Genomic DNA, 15,946 nt, shown 5'->3' with positions numbered 1-15,946 from the left:
CTTACAATTCCGCCATGGCTAGCATTGACGAAGCACCCTGCTCGGCACCATCTGCGTTAGCCCGGAACATGGCGAAGAATTCGCGTCCCATACCGATTTTGGGCTGGGGCTCTGGTGCCGGGTCCCGGGTGCCGAGGTCAGCGGTAGTCGCAAGCGTGCCGGTTTCGGCACACACCCGGACCACGTCCCCATCGCGCAGTCTGGATAGAGGGCCTCCCCCCAAGGCCTCGGGCGTGCAGTGGATCGCCGCCGGGACCTTGCCGCTCGCTCCAGACATGCGTCCATCGGTTACCAGCGCTACCCGGTAGCCCCGGTCCTGTAACACCCCAAGAGCAGGAGTGAGCTTGTGCAGTTCGGGCATTCCGTTTGCGCGCGGACCCTGAAAGCGGACGACAACCACAACGTCGCGGTCGAGTTCTCCTTTGCGGAAGGCCTCGTTGACCGAGGGTTGGTCCTCGAAAATGCGGCAGGGGGCTTCCACCGTCCAGCGCTCGCGGTCGACTGCGGAAGATTTGAAGCAGGCGCGGCCAATGTTGCCCTCGACCAGCCGCATTCCGCCATCGCTTTGAAACGGGTCGGAAGCGGGACGAAGCATCTCGGTATCGCCGCTAGGCCCGGGATCACGCCAGGTCAGCGTATCGCCATCCATGCCCGGCTCGTGCGAATAGGCTTCGAAACCGCCATCCCAGACCGTGAGGATATCACCATGCGCCAGCCCTTCATCGAGAAGCGTCCCGATGACATAACCCATGCCGCCCGCGTCATGAAAGTGGTTCACGTCGCCCGATCCGTTAGGATAGACGCGTGCCACCAGCGGTACGGCGCGCGAAAGTTCGGCGAGGTCGGTCCAGTCGAAGATGATGCCCGCCGCCCGGGCCATGGCAGGAATGTGGATTGCATGGTTCGTCGAGCCGCCTGTGGCGAGGAGTCCGATGGCGGCGTTGATGATCGCCTTTTCGTCTACTACGCGACCGAGCGGACGGAAATCGTCGCCGTCCTTGTTTATCGCGGCAAGCCGCTGCGTCGCCGCCCGGCTCATTTCCTGCCGAAGCTTGACACCCGGAGGCACAAAGGCTGCACCCGGTACGTGGAGACCCATCATCTCCATCATCATCTGGTTGGAATTGGCGGTGCCGTAGAAGGTGCAGGTGCCTGGCGAGTGATAGCTGCCCATTTCGCTCGCCAGTAATTCCTTGCGCCCAACCTTGCCCTCGGCATAGAGCTGGCGGGTCCGCTGCTTTTCCTTGTTCGAGATGCCCGTCCCCATCGGTCCCGAAGGCACGAAGATCGCTGGCAGGTGTCCGAACCGCAGAGCGCCCATCAGCAAGCCGGGCACGATCTTGTCGCAAATTCCCAGCAGTGCCACGCCATCATACATCGCGTGGCTAAGCGCGACGACGGTGGAGAGCGCGATGGTATCGCGGCTGAAGAGCGAGAGTTCCATCCCGTCTTCGCCTTGCGTCACGCCGTCGCACATGGCTGGCGTACCGCCAGCAACCTGCACGGTCGCGCCCACTTCGCGCGCCCAAATCTTCATTCGTTCCGGGTAGCGATAGTATGGCTGGTGGGCCGACAGCATATCGTTATAAGCCGATACGATGCCGAGGTTTGGTCCGCGCGCGGCCATGATTGCCGTCTGGTCTTCCTCGGCCCCCGCGTAGGCATGCGCGAGGTTGGAGCAGGACATGGTTCCGCGGTTTACCTGCCGATCACCCTCGCGGTCCATCAGGTCGAGATAGTCGTTGCGCGATCTGCGCGAGTTTTCGATCACTCGCTGGGTTACGCGGTGGATCGTATCGTTAAGCTGTTTAGTCATCGTGCCAGGTGACCCCGTCTCGTTCGGCGAGCGCGATGGCGGCGCTCGGCCCCCAGGTGCCCGCAGCATAAGGCTTCGGCTGCGTGCCGTTCTCTGTCCAGAGCCTTCGAATGTGGTCGATAAAGTCCCACTGTGCTTCGATCTCGTCACGACGGACGAACAATGTCTGGTCGCCGTTGATGAGATCGAGCAGTAGTCGCTCGTAGGCGATGCGACGCACCACGTCCGAAAATGCATCGGGCATGGTGATATCGAGCGGGACAGGCCGCAGTCGCAGCCCTTCGTTTCCGAGGCCCGGTACCTTCGCCATCATGGTCAACTGAATGTTTTCCTTCGGCTGGATTTCTATCACCAACCGGTTTGGCTCGGTCTTCGCGCCACGACCTTCGAAAATCGAATGCGGGATGCAGCGAAACTGGACCACGATTTCGGTTACGCGTTCAGGCATGCGTTTGCCGTGCCGAAGGTAGAAGGGCACGCCGCGCCAGCGCCAGTTGTCGACATGTGCCTTGAGTGCGACATAAGTTTCGGTAACGCTGTCCTTGCCCAGTTCCTCATCATAGCCGGGCACGCTTTTCCTTTCGACCGCACCGGCGCGATACTGGCCGGTGACGACCTCCTCCGCATTGACCGGCCGCAATGCGCGCAGGACCTTGACCTTCTCGTCGCGCACAGCCGTAGCTTCGAAACTGGTGGGCGGCTCCATCGCAACGAGCGCCAGCAGCTGCAGCATGTGGTTCTGAACCATGTCGCGCAGGGCGCCACTGTCATCATAATAGGCAACGCGCGATTCCAGGCCGACGGTTTCCGCAACCGTGATCTGGACGTGCTCTATGTAGTTCGAGTTCCAGACGGGCTCGAGCAGAATGTTGGCGAAACGCAGTGCCAGAAGATTCTGCACTGTCTCCTTGCCGAGGTAATGGTCGATGCGAAAAATACGGTCTTCGCTGAATGCCTTTGCTACCGCATCGTTGATTTCGCAGCTGCTGGCCAGATCGGTGCCGAGCGGTTTCTCGAGCGCGATGCGGGCAGTGCCATTCGTCAGTCCGACCCACTTAAGTCCGGAAATTGTTGGTTCGAAAAGGCTCGGGGCAGTCGATAGGAAAATGGCAAGGCCGCGGTACTGGCCCACCTCTGCTGCGAGCGCGTCATAGCCTTCCGGGGTGGTAGCATCGACCGGGATGTAGCTAAGCCGGTTAAGGAAGTCGGCCATCGGGCCGCGCCTGTTCTTCGGCAGATGTTTTTCCAGTGCTTCGCGCGCAAACTGCCGAAAATCCTTTGTCGTCATTTCGGATCGTGCGGTGGCAATGATCCTCAGGTCTGGATCGAGCAATCCATCGGCGTGTAGTGCGCAGAGCGAGGGCAACAGCATCCGCTGCGACAAATCGCCGGTCGCTCCGAACAAAAGCAGCCGATCGGCCTCGAACTTCACTTCCGCCATATACGATCCATTGACACGCTTCTCCCTTGGTCATCGTGTTATCAGCGTGGCAGGAACTGCGCCAGACCGCCGCATTCCTATTCGTTAAGGACGATCAAAATGCCTTCACCACCACGCTCTTGTCGCCGAAGTCGGCGATCCCGAAGCTGGTAAGGAAACTCACATCCGCAGCGTCACGACCCACGCCAATCTTCACTGTTTCTGACGGGTCGGCCATGCCGGTCGGATCCACCAACTGCCAGGTACCACCGCCATCTGTGTTCGGATCGTCTAGAAATACTTCGGCCACGGCGTGAAAGTCAGGCGGGTCAACGCCCGGTGCATAGCACGCTACATAACGCGCCGGTATGGTGCTGGCTCGGGCAAGAGCGATCATGACGTGCGCATAGTCGCGGCAAATGCCGCGTCGTTCGATAAAGGTATCGAGCGCGGTCGTTTGCGGGCCGGAGGCGCCCGGGCTGTATGTCAGCTTGCGCTTCATCCAGTCGCTGATGGCTGCGATGCGTTCGCCTCCGTCAGTGCCGGCGAACTCTTCATCGACAAAGGTCTGAAATCGGTCGGCAGCGCAATAACGGCTATCGAAAAGATACTGGACTGCCTCGCCCGGCATGTCGTGAGGCTCAAGACGGCGAAGCGTGGAAATGTCGGCGAGTTGGCGTTCGAGCTCCACTTCCGCCCGATATGAGACACTGAAATCGCCTTGCGCCCTGATCCAGATGCGTTCGCCGATGTCATCTTGCGCCGGGACCCAAGCGCAATGTTCCGCTTCGGTCAGGTTAGTGTCGCTCGACAAGATTCGCTGCTCTGGGATCGCAGCAGCCTCGAATTGAAGGAGTATATCTGTTGTCTGGGGCAGGCAGAAGGAGAAGCGAGACGCGATAGAGATAGTCATACCGTCTCAACGTTGCAGTGCCCTTGGAGTTTCTAACCGCGCGGTCAAACATGCACTCAAAACAGAAAGGGCCCCTTTCAAGGGGCCCTTTCAAAACGTTTACAAGCTTGTGGGCTTACTTGCCCATGAGCCATTCCCAAATGTTCCACATAATTTGCCTCCTGTTGACGGACAGGAGCAGATAGTCTGTTAACTATGATTGTTTGTAAAGCATTAACTATACTTTTAGAGCATTCTTAAGATCAAATCCTTGAAAATTCATAAGGTTATCGAGGCTCATGGGCCTAGCAAGTATATACCCCTGCACGTGCGTGCACCCGATTTCCGTTAACAATTTCAAAGTCTCAGTGTCTTCAGCACCTTCCGCGACCACGCCGATTCGCGCATCGCGCCCCATCTGGACAATACTAGCGACTATTGCCTTGGCTTTCTGGCTCCTCGCCATATTCGCGATAAAAAGTCTGTCGATTTTCACCTCATCGAACGGCAATTCGAAGAAGGTTTCGAAGTTTGTCTCGCCCACCCCAAAGTCGTCCATCGAAACTCTTGTACCCAATGCCTTGAGTTCGTTGAGAACCGTTTCGGCGGTTTCGAGATTGCCGATACGTGAGGTCTCCGTAACTTCGAGTACGAGGAACCTAGGGTCAAATCCGGTTGCCTGAAGAATATTGCGTACCATGCCGACAATTCTCATGTCCGCAAGCAAGGTTGCGGAGATGTTGATGGACATAGAGATCGTTTGCCCGCTGAAGTGCATTAGACGGCCGGCAGCGCAAGCATGTTCAAACACAAATTCAGTTAAAGCTTCCATACGCCCTGCTTTTTCGCACTGGGCGATGAAGTGCATCGGTGGAATGAAGCCGCGTGCAGGATCCTGCCAACGAACAAGTGCTTCTACACCGGTCATAGTACCATTTCTGGTATCGAACTTTGGTTGGTAAACGCAGAAAATTTCACCTGCCGCCATCGCTTCGTCGATACGTGCACGCAATGAGAGATCCCAAAGTTCGTCAAAGCGCGAACTGCTTTCGGCAATTTTGATCGGTTGAAGAGCCTCTGAGCTTTCCTCGGCGGCTGCCACAGCGGCAGCGAGCCGCGCTGCAGGATCGCCATCCAGCTTTGCGACACCAAAACTGATACCTACATCGATCGAAGAGCCAGCGACATTGACTGGAGCTGCGAACATGGCTCGCAAACCTTCGAGATGCTCCGCCAGCCTCTCACCATCTTCTTCCTTTGCATGCCAAGCAAGATGGTGACCTTCCGAATAGATCGTAAGTGCCGCATCTGTCGCTCGAAGCCTATCGACCAATTTCAGAATATACTGGGCACGTTCCACCCTCGGGAGCGTCTTGAATACATGCTCGTAGCCGTGAATCCGCGCTACTACGAAGTGGCCGCGGATATGAATATCCTGCGAGGTATTGAGTTCGAGAGCGCGAAGTTTCGGCAGCCCGGTCTCGTTGTCGACCAGCGCCATCCGGTTCTTCCATCGGGTGCGTGATCGAAGCATCGCGTAGGCGACAAGGGTGGCAGCGCAGTAAGACAGTTCGGCACGGAAACCAACTAGGCTGCCTGCAAAAAGCCCTAGGGGAAGAGAAGCGATAATAATGGCATAGCCAATTCGCCGCCGCTTCCGCGAACGGGCAACCATCACAAGTGCTGCGAACACCGAAATAAAAACTGCAAGGGCAAGGAGGGCATTGAGAAAGCCCGTCCTACCAGCTTTGAGGGTTTCTGCCCCGTAAATAGCGACAAAGCTATCGGGAACGGAATAGTTACCCGGCACTCTTTGCTGCGTCTCCGACAGGCCCGCATCTTCCCCGATAATAACGGTGCGACCGGCCAGTTCAACTCCACTGGTACCAGAATTGATCTCGGCCAAATCCAATGCTGCAATCTCTTGCGAATTTATTGCGTAGTCGATTTGAAAGCTGCCTTCCCGCATATCCTCTATTCCGGCCATGGAGGCCGCTAGGGAAGGCAGGCGCTGACCATCAACGACATTGGTAAATTCTCGAGTCCAAGAAAAGCCGAGCCAATTACTCGCTTGACGGGAAACAACCCGCTTTGCGTCGCCGGCAATGCCGGGCATGGTGGTAATTACGCGATCGTTCGACGATCCCGTCCGCTCGATTTTATCGACGATAATCGCCCTTGGGCCGAGTGCCCCGATGGCCTCTGCTAGCCTCTGGTCCGCGTCCACCGAAGAGTGTTCCGGAAATGGGATATCGAGATATACTCGGCCGACGCCCTGCTCGTCGAGTTTGCGCAATGCATTGGCCAGTTCCACACGGCGATAAGGCAAATTCGGGTCCGCCATGTCGCGCTCGGTACCGACGAATACGATGTCGCCTGACGGATCGTGTTCTGCGATGCGTGACTGGAAAATCCAGCTCAATTGATCCACCGGATCGAGAACACTTAGCAGGAAGAGAACAAGTGCCAAGATTCCTCCCAGCAGCAATTGCTTCAGGCGCTCCCATACGTCCGCCGGCAAGCCGGAGAGCTGGTTTAGCGGGCGCGCTTCATCGCGGTCCAGGGTGCGGACGAGGTTCATCTCGCACCCGTATGGTCAGATTAGGTTTAAGAATGTTTTTACGCGGAGGTCACTTTTTTCACCAACCGACGTAAATCCGCGCTTTCTGGTGGTTAAGGCCGCAGAAGAAGAATAGGTTAAGGAAAGCTACGAAATCCAACCGAACGCGTTTGATCCTGTCGTATTTTACCTATTTTAAACAGGTTCTTACTATGTGCTGCATATCTAAACACTCGATACAGCGCCACCTTCAATCGCTAGTCTACGTGCACGAGGCCAAAAAGATCATGGGGATCGGCGTCCTCGATCTCGACCTTCACGATATCGCCCGGGGCCATCGTTTTCGGTACATTGCGCAGGTAAACCGCGCCGTCGATTTCTGGCGCATCGGCCTCGCTGCGGCCAGTGGCTCCAACATCGCCATCCTCATCCGGTTCGCCAACTTCGTCGATGATTACTGGGAAGATCTTTCCGACCTTGGCTGCCAGCTTGGCTGAACTGATCCGTTCGGTAACCTCCATAATTCTGGCGTAACGCGCTTCTTTAACTTCTTCGGGTACAGGGTCGGGCAAGGCGTTTGCCTGCGCTCCTTCGACGGGTTCGAAGCGGAAGGCGCCAACGCGATCGAGCTGCGCTTCTTCCAGCCAGTCGAGCAAATACTGGAAATCTTCTTCGGTCTCACCCGGGAATCCGACAACGAAGCTCGATCGAATGGCGATTTCAGGGCAGATCTCACGCCAAGATTTCAACCGCTCCAAGACCTTGGCTTCGTTGGCCGGCCGTTTCATCGATCGCAAGACTTTGGGGCTCGCGTGCTGGAAGGGTATGTCGAGATAGGGGGTCAGTAATCCCTCTGCCATCAGCGGGATGACCGCGTCGACATGGGGATAGGGATAGACGTAATGCAGCCGGACCCATGGCGGGGTGCCGCCGCCGATGTCCAATTTACCGAGCTCCCGCGCGAGATCGGTCATATGCGCGCGTACTTCGCGGCCCTTCCAATCACGGCTCTCGTGGCGCGTATCTACACCATAGGCACTAGTATCCTGGCTGATTACCAGCAATTCCTTGGTTCCGGCCTCAACCAGCTTCTCCGCTTCGCGTAGCACTGCATCGATCCGGCGGCTGGCGAGCTTCCCACGCAGGTCAGGAATGATGCAGAAAGCGCACGAATGATTGCAGCCTTCGGAGATCTTCAGATAGCTGTAGTGACGCGGCGTCAATTTCACATCGGGCTGGGGTATCAGGTCGATGAAGGGCCCCTGGGTGGGCGGGGCGTATTGATGCACCGCTTCTACAACCTGTTCGTACTGGTGCGCGCCGGTCACTGCCAACACCTGCGGATGCGCCGCGCGGATCGCGTCGGCTTCTTCCCCCATACAACCGGTCACGATTACCCGGCCATTCTCAGCGATGGCTTCCCCGATAGCTTGCAAGCTCTCTTCCTTCGCACTGTCCAGGAAGCCGCACGTGTTCACCAGAACGACGTCGGCACCGGCATAATCGGGGCTCATCGCATAGCCGTCGGCGCGGAGGCGGGTCAGAATGCGTTCGCTGTCCACCAGCGCTTTCGGGCAGCCGAGGGAGACCATGCCGACCTTTTTCTGGTCGGGGATCGAGGTGGTAAAATTGTTCATAGCAATGTCCGTGAATCGGGCGCGGCCCTACACGGCTTCGCTGCTTTGCGCTAGCATCACCTTGGGTTGCTACAGGGAGAGGGGAAATGAATCTGCTAGATGTGAACTGGCTGGCGGTCGTCTTGGCGGCGCTCGGAGGATTTCTGGTAGGCGGCATCTGGTATGGCCCTGTCATGGGCAAACGCTGGATGTCTGCTGTCGGCAAGACGGAAGACGATTTCAAAAGCAGCAATCCGGTAAAAACGTATGGCTACACCTTCCTGCTCGCCTTGCTGGCGAGCTGGACTCTGGCCCACACCTTCGCGACCTACGCCATCGACCTCAGCGACATCGTCAAAATTCTGACTGCTTTTGGCGTTGCTCTCGGGTTTATCGTGCCCGCTTTGTGGACGAATTATCTATTTCAGGGCGCTAAGCGACCGCTCTATTGGATAGACGCCGGCTACTGGCTGATTTTCTATACGGTCATGGGGTTGGTTCATGCGCTAATGAGCTAAAAATTCATCAGCGACCTTGGCGTATCACATCATCCTTGATGTGCCCGTCGCCCTTGCTTTCGCCATTCGGAGTGGCGATGATTTCGACGATGATGTCGCCGGCTTGCAGGTTTTCGCATTCTTCTTCCCAGAACCCGATTGCCCGTCCTTCGCGGTAGACTCGCAGTCCCCGGCCGCCGGTTCGCAGTTCGCTAATTGCAAATCCGATCTCTTCCTCCGTGACTTTGCGTTCCACCAATTGTACGCGGCCGGAAATACTGGCGAGATCTGCCAGGTACTCGGCGATATGTTCGCCCTTTGCGCTCCCGGCAAGCAACAGGCCGGTGAAACGCACGGGATTGATGACGTTGTTCGCGCCTGCTTGACGGGCGAGAGATTCGTTGTCGTCCGCACGTACCACCACGCTGATCGGCACGTGCGGCGCAAGCGCACGCACGGTAAGCGTTATCAGGATGGTGGTATCGTCGCGGCCAGCGGAAATCAGAACATTCTGAGCCTCGGCAATCCGTACCGCTTTCAGCGTTTCGTCGCGCGTGGCATCTGCGGCCATCACATTGCAGCCAAGCGATTCCGCTGCAAGAAGTCTCTCCTCGCTCGGGTCGATCACCACGATCGTGCTGGGATCGGTGCCGCGTTCTATCAATTCGGCCACAGCCTCGCTGCCCGAAATACCATAGCCCAGCACGACTATGTGTCCGCTGAGTTGTTCCTGGATGCGGGCCATACGGAATTTCTCCCAGGTTCGTTTGATAAGAAAGTTGTAGGCAGTGCCCACGAAAATAAAGAGGACGGCGAAACGCACGGGTGTCACGATGACTGCTTCCACCAACCGCGCGCGATCCGAAATCGGGGCGATATCGCCAAAGCCGGTGGTGGTGATGGAAATCATGGTGAAATAGATCACGTCGAGGAAGCTGACCTCTCCGTCGAGATTGTCGACGAGACCCTCTCGATCCCACCAGTGGATCATGACCACCAGGAATATCAGGAATAGCGCCAGACCCAGCCGGATTCCCAGATCGCCCCAGACGGGAATTCTCGTCGCACGACGCAGCGGCTGGAATCGCGGGCCACGATATACCCGATTGGTGCGACCACCCGGTGTAATACGGTCGAGTTGCTTTCTCTCGCTCATCCGGCGCCTAGGTGCGGGACCGCAGGGACGCGGTCAATAGCAATCACCTCAGGAAACGCTGTCCGAGCGCTTCCAGAGAGGAATGATGAGTCAGATCCAGTTGCAGGGGTGTGACCGAGATGTAACCGTCTGCAATTGCTTCAAGATCAGTCCCATGGTCGGGCGTGTGTTCGATGGCCTGCAAACCGAACCAGAAATAACGGAACCCGCGAGGATCGCGGCCTTCCACGACTGTGCCGCGCGAATAGTCGTGGAAGCCTTGGGAGACTGCGCGAATACCCTTTACGTCAGCCGGGGCGCGTGGAGGGAAATTCACATTCACCAGCGTTCGCTCCGGCAAGGGAGTATCCAGCAAGGGAGCGAGCACTTTGGCGCCCCATTCCTGCGCCGCTGCGAAAGACATGTCGCCACCCGCGTCTTCTCGCCCGATGACTTGGCTCATCGCAATCGATCGGATGCCCGCAAGCGCGCCTTCGATGGCAGCGGAAACCGTGCCGGAATAAGTAATGTCATCGCCCAAGTTTGCGCCTCGGTTGACGCCGGAAAGGATAACGTCGGGCGGGCCGTCCATGACTTGTCTGAGGCCCATGGTTACGGAATCGGTCGGCGTACCGGTAACCGAAAAGCGCCTCTCGCCATGCTTGCGCAGGCGGACCGGACGGGTGAGGGTGAGCGCATGGCCCATGCCGGACTGCTCTTCGTCCGGGGCACAGATCCAGATATCGTCCGAGAATTGGCGCGCTATCGCTTCCAGCACTTCCAGACCGGGTGCGTGGACGCCGTCATCATTGGTCAGGAGGATCTTCACGCCGCAGGCTCCAGTTTATCGACACCGCCCATATACGAGGCGAGGCATTGCGGGACGGTGACGCTGCCATCCTGGTTCTGGTAATTCTCCATCACCGCCACCAGCGTGCGGCCCACTGCTAGCCCCGAGCCGTTGAGGGTGTGGACGAAACGGGTCTTCTTTTCGCCTTCGGGACGGTATCTCGCATTCATGCGACGGGCCTGGAAATCGCCGGTATTCGAGCAGGAGGAGATCTCGCGATAGGCCCCCTGGCCCGGCAGCCAGACCTCAAGATCGAAGGTCTTGCGCGCGCCGAACCCCATGTCGCCGGTGCAAAGAAACACTCGGCGGTAAGGCAAATGAAGCGCTTCAAGGATGTGTTCAGCGCATCGAACCATGCGCTCGTGCTCGGCGGCGCTATCATCCGGGCGGCAGATGCTGACGAGTTCCACCTTTTCGAACTGGTGCTGGCGGATGAACCCGCGCGTATCGCGTCCCGCCGAGCCCGCCTCGCTGCGGAAGCAGAGCGTATGGGCAGTAAGCCGCACCGGTTCGGCGAGATCGCCGAGAATCTGGTCGGCCACCGAGGCGGTCAGGCTGACCTCCGAAGTGGGGACCAGCCAGCGGTCGTCGGTGGTCCTGAAACTATCCTCTGCGAACTTCGGCAGCTTGTCGGTGCCATACATCGCCGCATCGTTTACGAGCACCGGCGGATTGCATTCGGTATAGCCGTGCTTGCGCGTCTGCGTGTCGAGCATGAACTGGGCGAGGGCACGGTGGAGGCGGGCGATGTCGCCGCGCAGGAAGGTGAACCGCGCACCGGATAGTTTCGCCCCGGTTTCGAAATCCATTCCGAGCGCGGGGCCCAGATCGGCGTGCTCCTTGGGCTCGAAGTCGAAATTGCGCTTTTCGCCCCAGCTTGCAACCTCGACGTTCTCGGTTTCGTCGGCCCCTTCGGGTACGTCGTCGGCAGGTATGTTGGGCAGGCGGGCGAGCAGGTCTTCCAGCTCGGCATCTGCAGCGTGCTCCGCCTCTTCCCACTGCGGCATGCCCGCCTTGATCTCGGCCACTTCGGCCTTCAACGCCTCGGCCCTGTCCTTGTCACCCTGACCCATGGCCTGACCGATCGCCTTGGAGGCTTCGTTGCGGCGGCTCTGGGCTTCCTGCACGCGGGTCTGCGCCTCGCGCTTCTTGGCATCGAGGGCGACGATACGGTCGGCGACAGGGTCCGCCCCCCGCCTTTTCATGGCGGCATCGAAGGCTTCGGGATTGGCTCGAATGAAAGCGATATCGTGCATGGGCTGGCGCTATGCCGATTGGCGGGCTTCATTTCCAGTGCAGAAAAGGGCTGGCACCGATTGGATGGCAGACTGTTTGTCAGTCTATGGCGCTCCTCCCGACCGCCGCCGAACAGAAGACGAGGCCGAGAGACTTGCAAAGCCAGAATTACGCACCTCCGCGGCGCAGCCGCTTCATCGACCTCGTCGATGCAGGCATCAGGACCGGGCGAAAGTTCGGTATGGTGGAGAATGCCCGATGGAGCCGCGACGATCTGATGGGCGAGGCGGCTGATGCCTACGGTCTTGATGATTTCGGGGATGAATGGTTCACGCGGCCTCTCGACGTGCTGCTCGATTCCGCTCGTGCCGAAGCCCATTTGAACGCGGCTGGCGATTTTTCGGCGATGCAGCAGTTCCACCACCTGCTCCGCGACCGGTTGTATGCGCAGATGTGGTACAACAGGCATCCGGAAATTCTCGCGCGCCCGATAAAGAACCCGGTTGTTATCGTGGGGCCGATGCGATCCGGGACGACACGCCTCCACAGGCTCCTGTCGGCCGACAGGCGATTTGCGCATTTGCGCAGCTTCGAAACGATCAGCCCCGTGCCGCGTCCAGACTTCGAACAGGTCATGGCGGGCGAGAAACAGGATTTCCGGCCGGTCCTCGCCCGGCGGATCCTGAAGGTTGCGCGGCTGGCCAATCCCCGCACACTATCGATCCATCCGACCGGGCCCTTCGAACCCGAAGAGGAACTCGGGCTGATCGCTGCCAGCTTCTACGGCATGAAGTTCGAAGCGCAGTGGCGCGTGCCCACCTATACCCGCTGGTGCGAGCAGGAGAGCGCCGTACCCGCCTACCGGCACATGGCCAACCTCTTGCGCCTGATCGGGTGGTCGCAGCAGGAAAGTTCGCTGCGGCCATGGATACTCAAGACCCCGCAACACATGCTGGACCTGCCCGCCTTGCTGGAGGTCTTTCCCGATGCGAGGCTGATCTTCACCCATCGCGATCCCAAATCCGTGGTGGGCAGCGCAGCGTCACTCGCCTGGAACCAGACGATCATTTATTCCGACGATGTGATGCCGCAGCCGCACGGACGCGAGTGGCTCCGCAAGACAGAACTGATGATCGAACGCATGCGCAGCGCCCGCGAAAGCATCCCGGCAGAGCGGATGATCGACGTGCAATATGATGACATGGACAATGATTGGCGTTCGTCGATGGAGCGTATCTACCGCTTCCTCGATCTCGATATCGAGCCCGCGCTGCCCGGAATGAAAACCTATCTGGCGCGAACTGCTGCATCGAAACGCGTCCCGCATTCCTACTCGCTCGAGGAATTCGGCCTCAGCGAAGGCGAGGTCTATGAACGGCTCGGCGAATACGCGAGTTGTTACGGCATTCCGGTGGAAGGTGGCATTGGAGAAACGCGACCAGCGATCGCTGCAGGATAAGATGAAGGCGGCGAACCGGTTGCCCGGTCGCCGCCATCAGAAAAGAATGCAGGTCGTTCAGTAGGTGAAAGTAACTGTAGCGAAAACCTGCCGCGGGTTGCCGTAGAATGCCGTCAGCGTCCCCTCAGGCCCGAGGGTCGGTATCGGGAAACCATTGGAGCCGTTCGCGATCTCGCCGGTAGTCGGGTCGGTCGCCACGAAGGTATAGCCGCTGGTCTTGTATTCCTTGTCGAGCAGATTCTTCCCATAAACACCGAAAGTCCAGCGCCCGCTTGGCGCGGTGTATACAGCGCTGGCATCGAGCAGGCCGTATCCATCCTGGTCGAGGTAGGGGTTCGGAATTTCGAACTGGCTCGTTTTGCTACGGTAGGAGAATGTCGAGCCGAGATAGAGGTCGCCCGCGCCCAGCTGCGCATCGTAACTCGCAGTGATGCTGCCGGTGAATTCGGGCGTATTCTGCACCACGCGGAACTGGGCGACATCCGTGGGAACGCCGCCAATATTGGTTATATATTCGTCATATTCAGCGTCGATGTAGCCAAGCGAACCGGACAGGCCGAAGCCGCCATCGAAGCGGGCATTGGCTTCAAGTTCAAGTCCCTTGAATGTCGCGGCGCCAGCGTTCGATACGACGCCGCAGAACGACGGAGTACCAGCCACTTCGCAAGCTACCGAACCGGGGATCTGCACGTCCGTGTAATCCGCATAGAATGCAGCTGCAGCCACGTTCAAGATGCCTAGGCTACCCTTGTAGCCGATCTCGTAGCTGTCCACTTCCTCTGGCGCGAAGCTGAGAAAGTCAGCGACTTCCGCGTCTGTCGGATTGCCGGGATCAGCTGCAGGCGCGTTCCTGCCCACGCCGCGAGGATCGAAGCCGCCACCCTTGAAGCCTTTAGAATAGCTTGCGTAGAGGTTGTGATCAGGCGTGGGCATGTAGCTGATCGAGGCGCGCGGCGTGAATTTCTTGAAGTCGGCGCTACCGTCGAAATTCGTGTCCGGCGGCGTCAGGACGAGACCTGTGCCTCCGAAAAATGGTGAGCCGCCGCCGAAATAGTTCTGTCTGAGAATTTCTGCAGAGCGCTCGTCCCAAGTATAGCGGCCGCCAATTGAAACGCTCAGCTGCTCGGTCAGATCGTAGGTGAAGTCACCGAATATCGCATAGGTTTCGGTATCAACATTTGCTTGAGTGAATGCTGTCAGGCCCGGAACAGTCGTGAAGATACGCACATCGAACAACGTGTCCGCCTTAGCATCGAGATAATAGAAGCCCAGCAAACCGTTCAGCGCTCCGCCATTGTCCAGAAGGATCTGGAATTCCTGGCTGATCTGCTCGTTGAAATATGCCCCAGGTACGTCGAGGTCGACGGCGGGCAGTGCATCGAAATCTATTGGGGAAAAGCTGTCGTCCTTGCGCCATGCGGAGATGGAGCGGAGTGTGAACATATCGCCCAGCTCGATTTCGGCGTGAAGCGAAAGTCCCTTGGATTCGACATCCTGTTCCGGGTCGAGCAATCCACCACGCGTGTCGTAGACATTGTCGAGGATCGGAGCGCCGGAAGCGAGGCCGGGGATCAGGCGATGTCCACCGCGCGGATTGCTCTTGTCCTTGGTGTAATCGCCCTGGATTCGGATGAAGCCCGGTTCGCCGTAACCGCCGACTTCCATGCTCAAGCGTCCGGCCCAGATATCCTTGTTGTAGTTTTCGAGGCCGGTGGTGAGATTGTCTCCGAATCCGCCACGCGAAAGGCGGGCGACCGAACCGCCGACGCGAACCAGATCGCCCATGGGAACTGAAGCAGTGACAACACCTTCAGCCTGGTCGTAGGTCCCGTAGGTGGCGCGTGCCTTGAAGGAAGGGTCGAGCGGGAGGCGCTTGGTCACGTATTTGACCGCTCCGCCAATGGTATTGCGTCCGTAGAGTGTACCCTGCGGTCCGCGGAGCACCTCAATCCGTTCGACGTCGTAAATATCGAGCACGGCTGCCTGCGGGCGGTTCAGATATACATCGTCGAGGTAAATGCCGACGCCCTGCTCAAACCCCGAAACAGGGTCCTGCTGCCCGATGCCTCGAATGAAGGCAGAAAGCGTCGAGTTGGTGGCGCGGCTCGCCTCGAGAGTGACGTTCGGTACCGTCTGCGCAATGTCCGTTACATCGAGTGCGCCTCGTCGCGCGAGTTCTTCGCCACTGAAAGCGGAAACTGCCACAGGGACGTCGATCAGGCGCTCTTCGCGGCGGCGCGCGGTCACGATTATGACATCGCTCTCTTCCGCATCGGGATCGGCAGCAGTGCCGCTGTCGCTATCGGCAACGGTTTCTTGCTGGGATTGAGCCGCTGCGGGCAGCGACCAGCAGAGCGACGCAGTGCCAGCCATCAAGGCGGCGAACGAACGTGAGACGTGAAACTTCATTGATTCCCTCCCAAAAATATCTCTCTCCAGCACCATTATTGAAAACTGAACCACCT

Annotated in this window: 11 protein-coding genes; 2 read left to right on the top strand and 9 right to left on the bottom strand. The window is 58.5% G+C overall.

Annotated features, from left to right (window positions below):
* Nucleotide 1: 1 nt before the first annotated feature.
* The 5 genes from edd to rimO form a co-directional block, all read right to left on the bottom strand.
* Nucleotides 2–1,816 carry a phosphogluconate dehydratase gene (gene edd / locus GRI69_RS03680; RefSeq protein ID WP_160726860.1) on the bottom strand — a complete coding sequence of 605 codons (1,815 nt, stop codon included), beginning with the start codon at nt 1,814–1,816 and terminating at the stop codon, nt 2–4.
* Nucleotides 1,809–3,257, bottom strand: a complete 1,449-nt coding sequence (zwf, locus tag GRI69_RS03675; RefSeq protein ID WP_160726859.1) for a glucose-6-phosphate dehydrogenase — start codon at nt 3,255–3,257, stop codon at nt 1,809–1,811. Before zwf ends, edd begins: the two co-directional genes overlap by 8 nt.
* 94 nt (nt 3,258–3,351) lie before the next feature.
* The gene (locus GRI69_RS03670) at nt 3,352–4,149 is read right to left on the bottom strand and encodes a transglutaminase-like domain-containing protein (RefSeq protein WP_160726858.1); all 798 of its coding nucleotides are present in this window, start codon (nt 4,147–4,149) and stop codon (nt 3,352–3,354) included.
* A 217-nt stretch (nt 4,150–4,366) separates the two neighbouring features.
* Nucleotides 4,367–6,709: an EAL domain-containing protein gene (locus tag GRI69_RS03665; RefSeq protein ID WP_160726857.1), complete on the bottom strand. Its 2,343-nt coding sequence runs from the start codon at nt 6,707–6,709 to the stop codon at nt 4,367–4,369.
* Between the two features lie 236 nt (nt 6,710–6,945).
* Entirely contained in the window at nt 6,946–8,325 is a 1,380-nt protein-coding gene (gene rimO, locus GRI69_RS03660) for a 30S ribosomal protein S12 methylthiotransferase RimO (protein WP_160726856.1), read from the bottom strand.
* Between the two features lie 86 nt (nt 8,326–8,411).
* Between rimO and GRI69_RS03655 the strand changes: the two genes are divergently transcribed.
* Nucleotides 8,412–8,822, top strand: coding sequence for a DUF1761 domain-containing protein (locus GRI69_RS03655; protein ID WP_160726855.1), 411 nt, complete (start codon nt 8,412–8,414; stop codon nt 8,820–8,822).
* Between the two features lie 7 nt (nt 8,823–8,829).
* Here the strand turns inward: GRI69_RS03655 and GRI69_RS03650 are convergent, their stop codons facing one another.
* From GRI69_RS03650 to serS, 3 genes are read right to left on the bottom strand one after another with little or no spacing between them, the layout of a single operon-like run.
* Complete coding sequence (locus GRI69_RS03650) at nt 8,830–9,957, bottom strand: potassium channel family protein (RefSeq protein ID WP_202391796.1); 1,128 nt, start codon at nt 9,955–9,957, stop codon at nt 8,830–8,832.
* Between the two features lie 43 nt (nt 9,958–10,000).
* The gene (surE, locus tag GRI69_RS03645; protein WP_160726854.1) at nt 10,001–10,765 is read right to left on the bottom strand and encodes a 5'/3'-nucleotidase SurE; all 765 of its coding nucleotides are present in this window, start codon (nt 10,763–10,765) and stop codon (nt 10,001–10,003) included.
* Nucleotides 10,762–12,042 carry a serine--tRNA ligase gene (serS, locus tag GRI69_RS03640; RefSeq protein WP_160726853.1) on the bottom strand — a complete coding sequence of 427 codons (1,281 nt, stop codon included), beginning with the start codon at nt 12,040–12,042 and terminating at the stop codon, nt 10,762–10,764. The genes surE and serS overlap by 4 nt, the downstream gene beginning before the upstream one ends.
* Nucleotides 12,043–12,176: 134 nt before the next feature.
* Here serS and GRI69_RS03635 point away from each other — a divergent pair, with 134 nt between their 5' ends.
* Nucleotides 12,177–13,481 (top strand): sulfotransferase family protein, encoded by a 1,305-nt coding sequence (locus GRI69_RS03635; RefSeq protein WP_237452908.1) that lies wholly within the window; start codon nt 12,177–12,179, stop codon nt 13,479–13,481.
* A 57-nt stretch (nt 13,482–13,538) separates the two neighbouring features.
* Here the strand turns inward: GRI69_RS03635 and GRI69_RS03630 are convergent, their stop codons facing one another.
* Nucleotides 13,539–15,890, bottom strand: a complete 2,352-nt coding sequence (locus tag GRI69_RS03630) for a TonB-dependent receptor (protein WP_160726851.1) — start codon at nt 15,888–15,890, stop codon at nt 13,539–13,541.
* Nucleotides 15,891–15,946: the final 56 nt, after the last annotated feature.

The sequence above is a fragment of the Qipengyuania vulgaris genome, from assembly GCF_009827325.1.
GTDB lineage: Bacteria > Pseudomonadota > Alphaproteobacteria > Sphingomonadales > Sphingomonadaceae > Qipengyuania > Qipengyuania vulgaris.
This window is presented reverse-complemented; position numbering and strand designations above follow the sequence as displayed.

Coding starts and splice junctions, on each gene's coding strand:
- edd (WP_160726860.1), bottom strand. CDS start 1,816: ATGACTAAACAGCTTAACGATACGATCCACCGCGTAACCCAGCGAGTG.
- zwf (WP_160726859.1), bottom strand. CDS start 3,257: ATGGCGGAAGTGAAGTTCGAGGCCGATCGGCTGCTTTTGTTCGGAGCG.
- GRI69_RS03670 (WP_160726858.1), bottom strand. CDS start 4,149: ATGACTATCTCTATCGCGTCTCGCTTCTCCTTCTGCCTGCCCCAGACA.
- GRI69_RS03665 (WP_160726857.1), bottom strand. CDS start 6,709: ATGAACCTCGTCCGCACCCTGGACCGCGATGAAGCGCGCCCGCTAAAC.
- rimO (WP_160726856.1), bottom strand. CDS start 8,325: ATGAACAATTTTACCACCTCGATCCCCGACCAGAAAAAGGTCGGCATG.
- GRI69_RS03655 (WP_160726855.1), top strand. CDS start 8,412: ATGAATCTGCTAGATGTGAACTGGCTGGCGGTCGTCTTGGCGGCGCTC.
- GRI69_RS03650 (WP_202391796.1), bottom strand. CDS start 9,957: ATGAGCGAGAGAAAGCAACTCGACCGTATTACACCGGGTGGTCGCACC.
- serS (WP_160726853.1), bottom strand. CDS start 12,042: ATGCACGATATCGCTTTCATTCGAGCCAATCCCGAAGCCTTCGATGCC.
- GRI69_RS03630 (WP_160726851.1), bottom strand. CDS start 15,890: ATGAAGTTTCACGTCTCACGTTCGTTCGCCGCCTTGATGGCTGGCACT.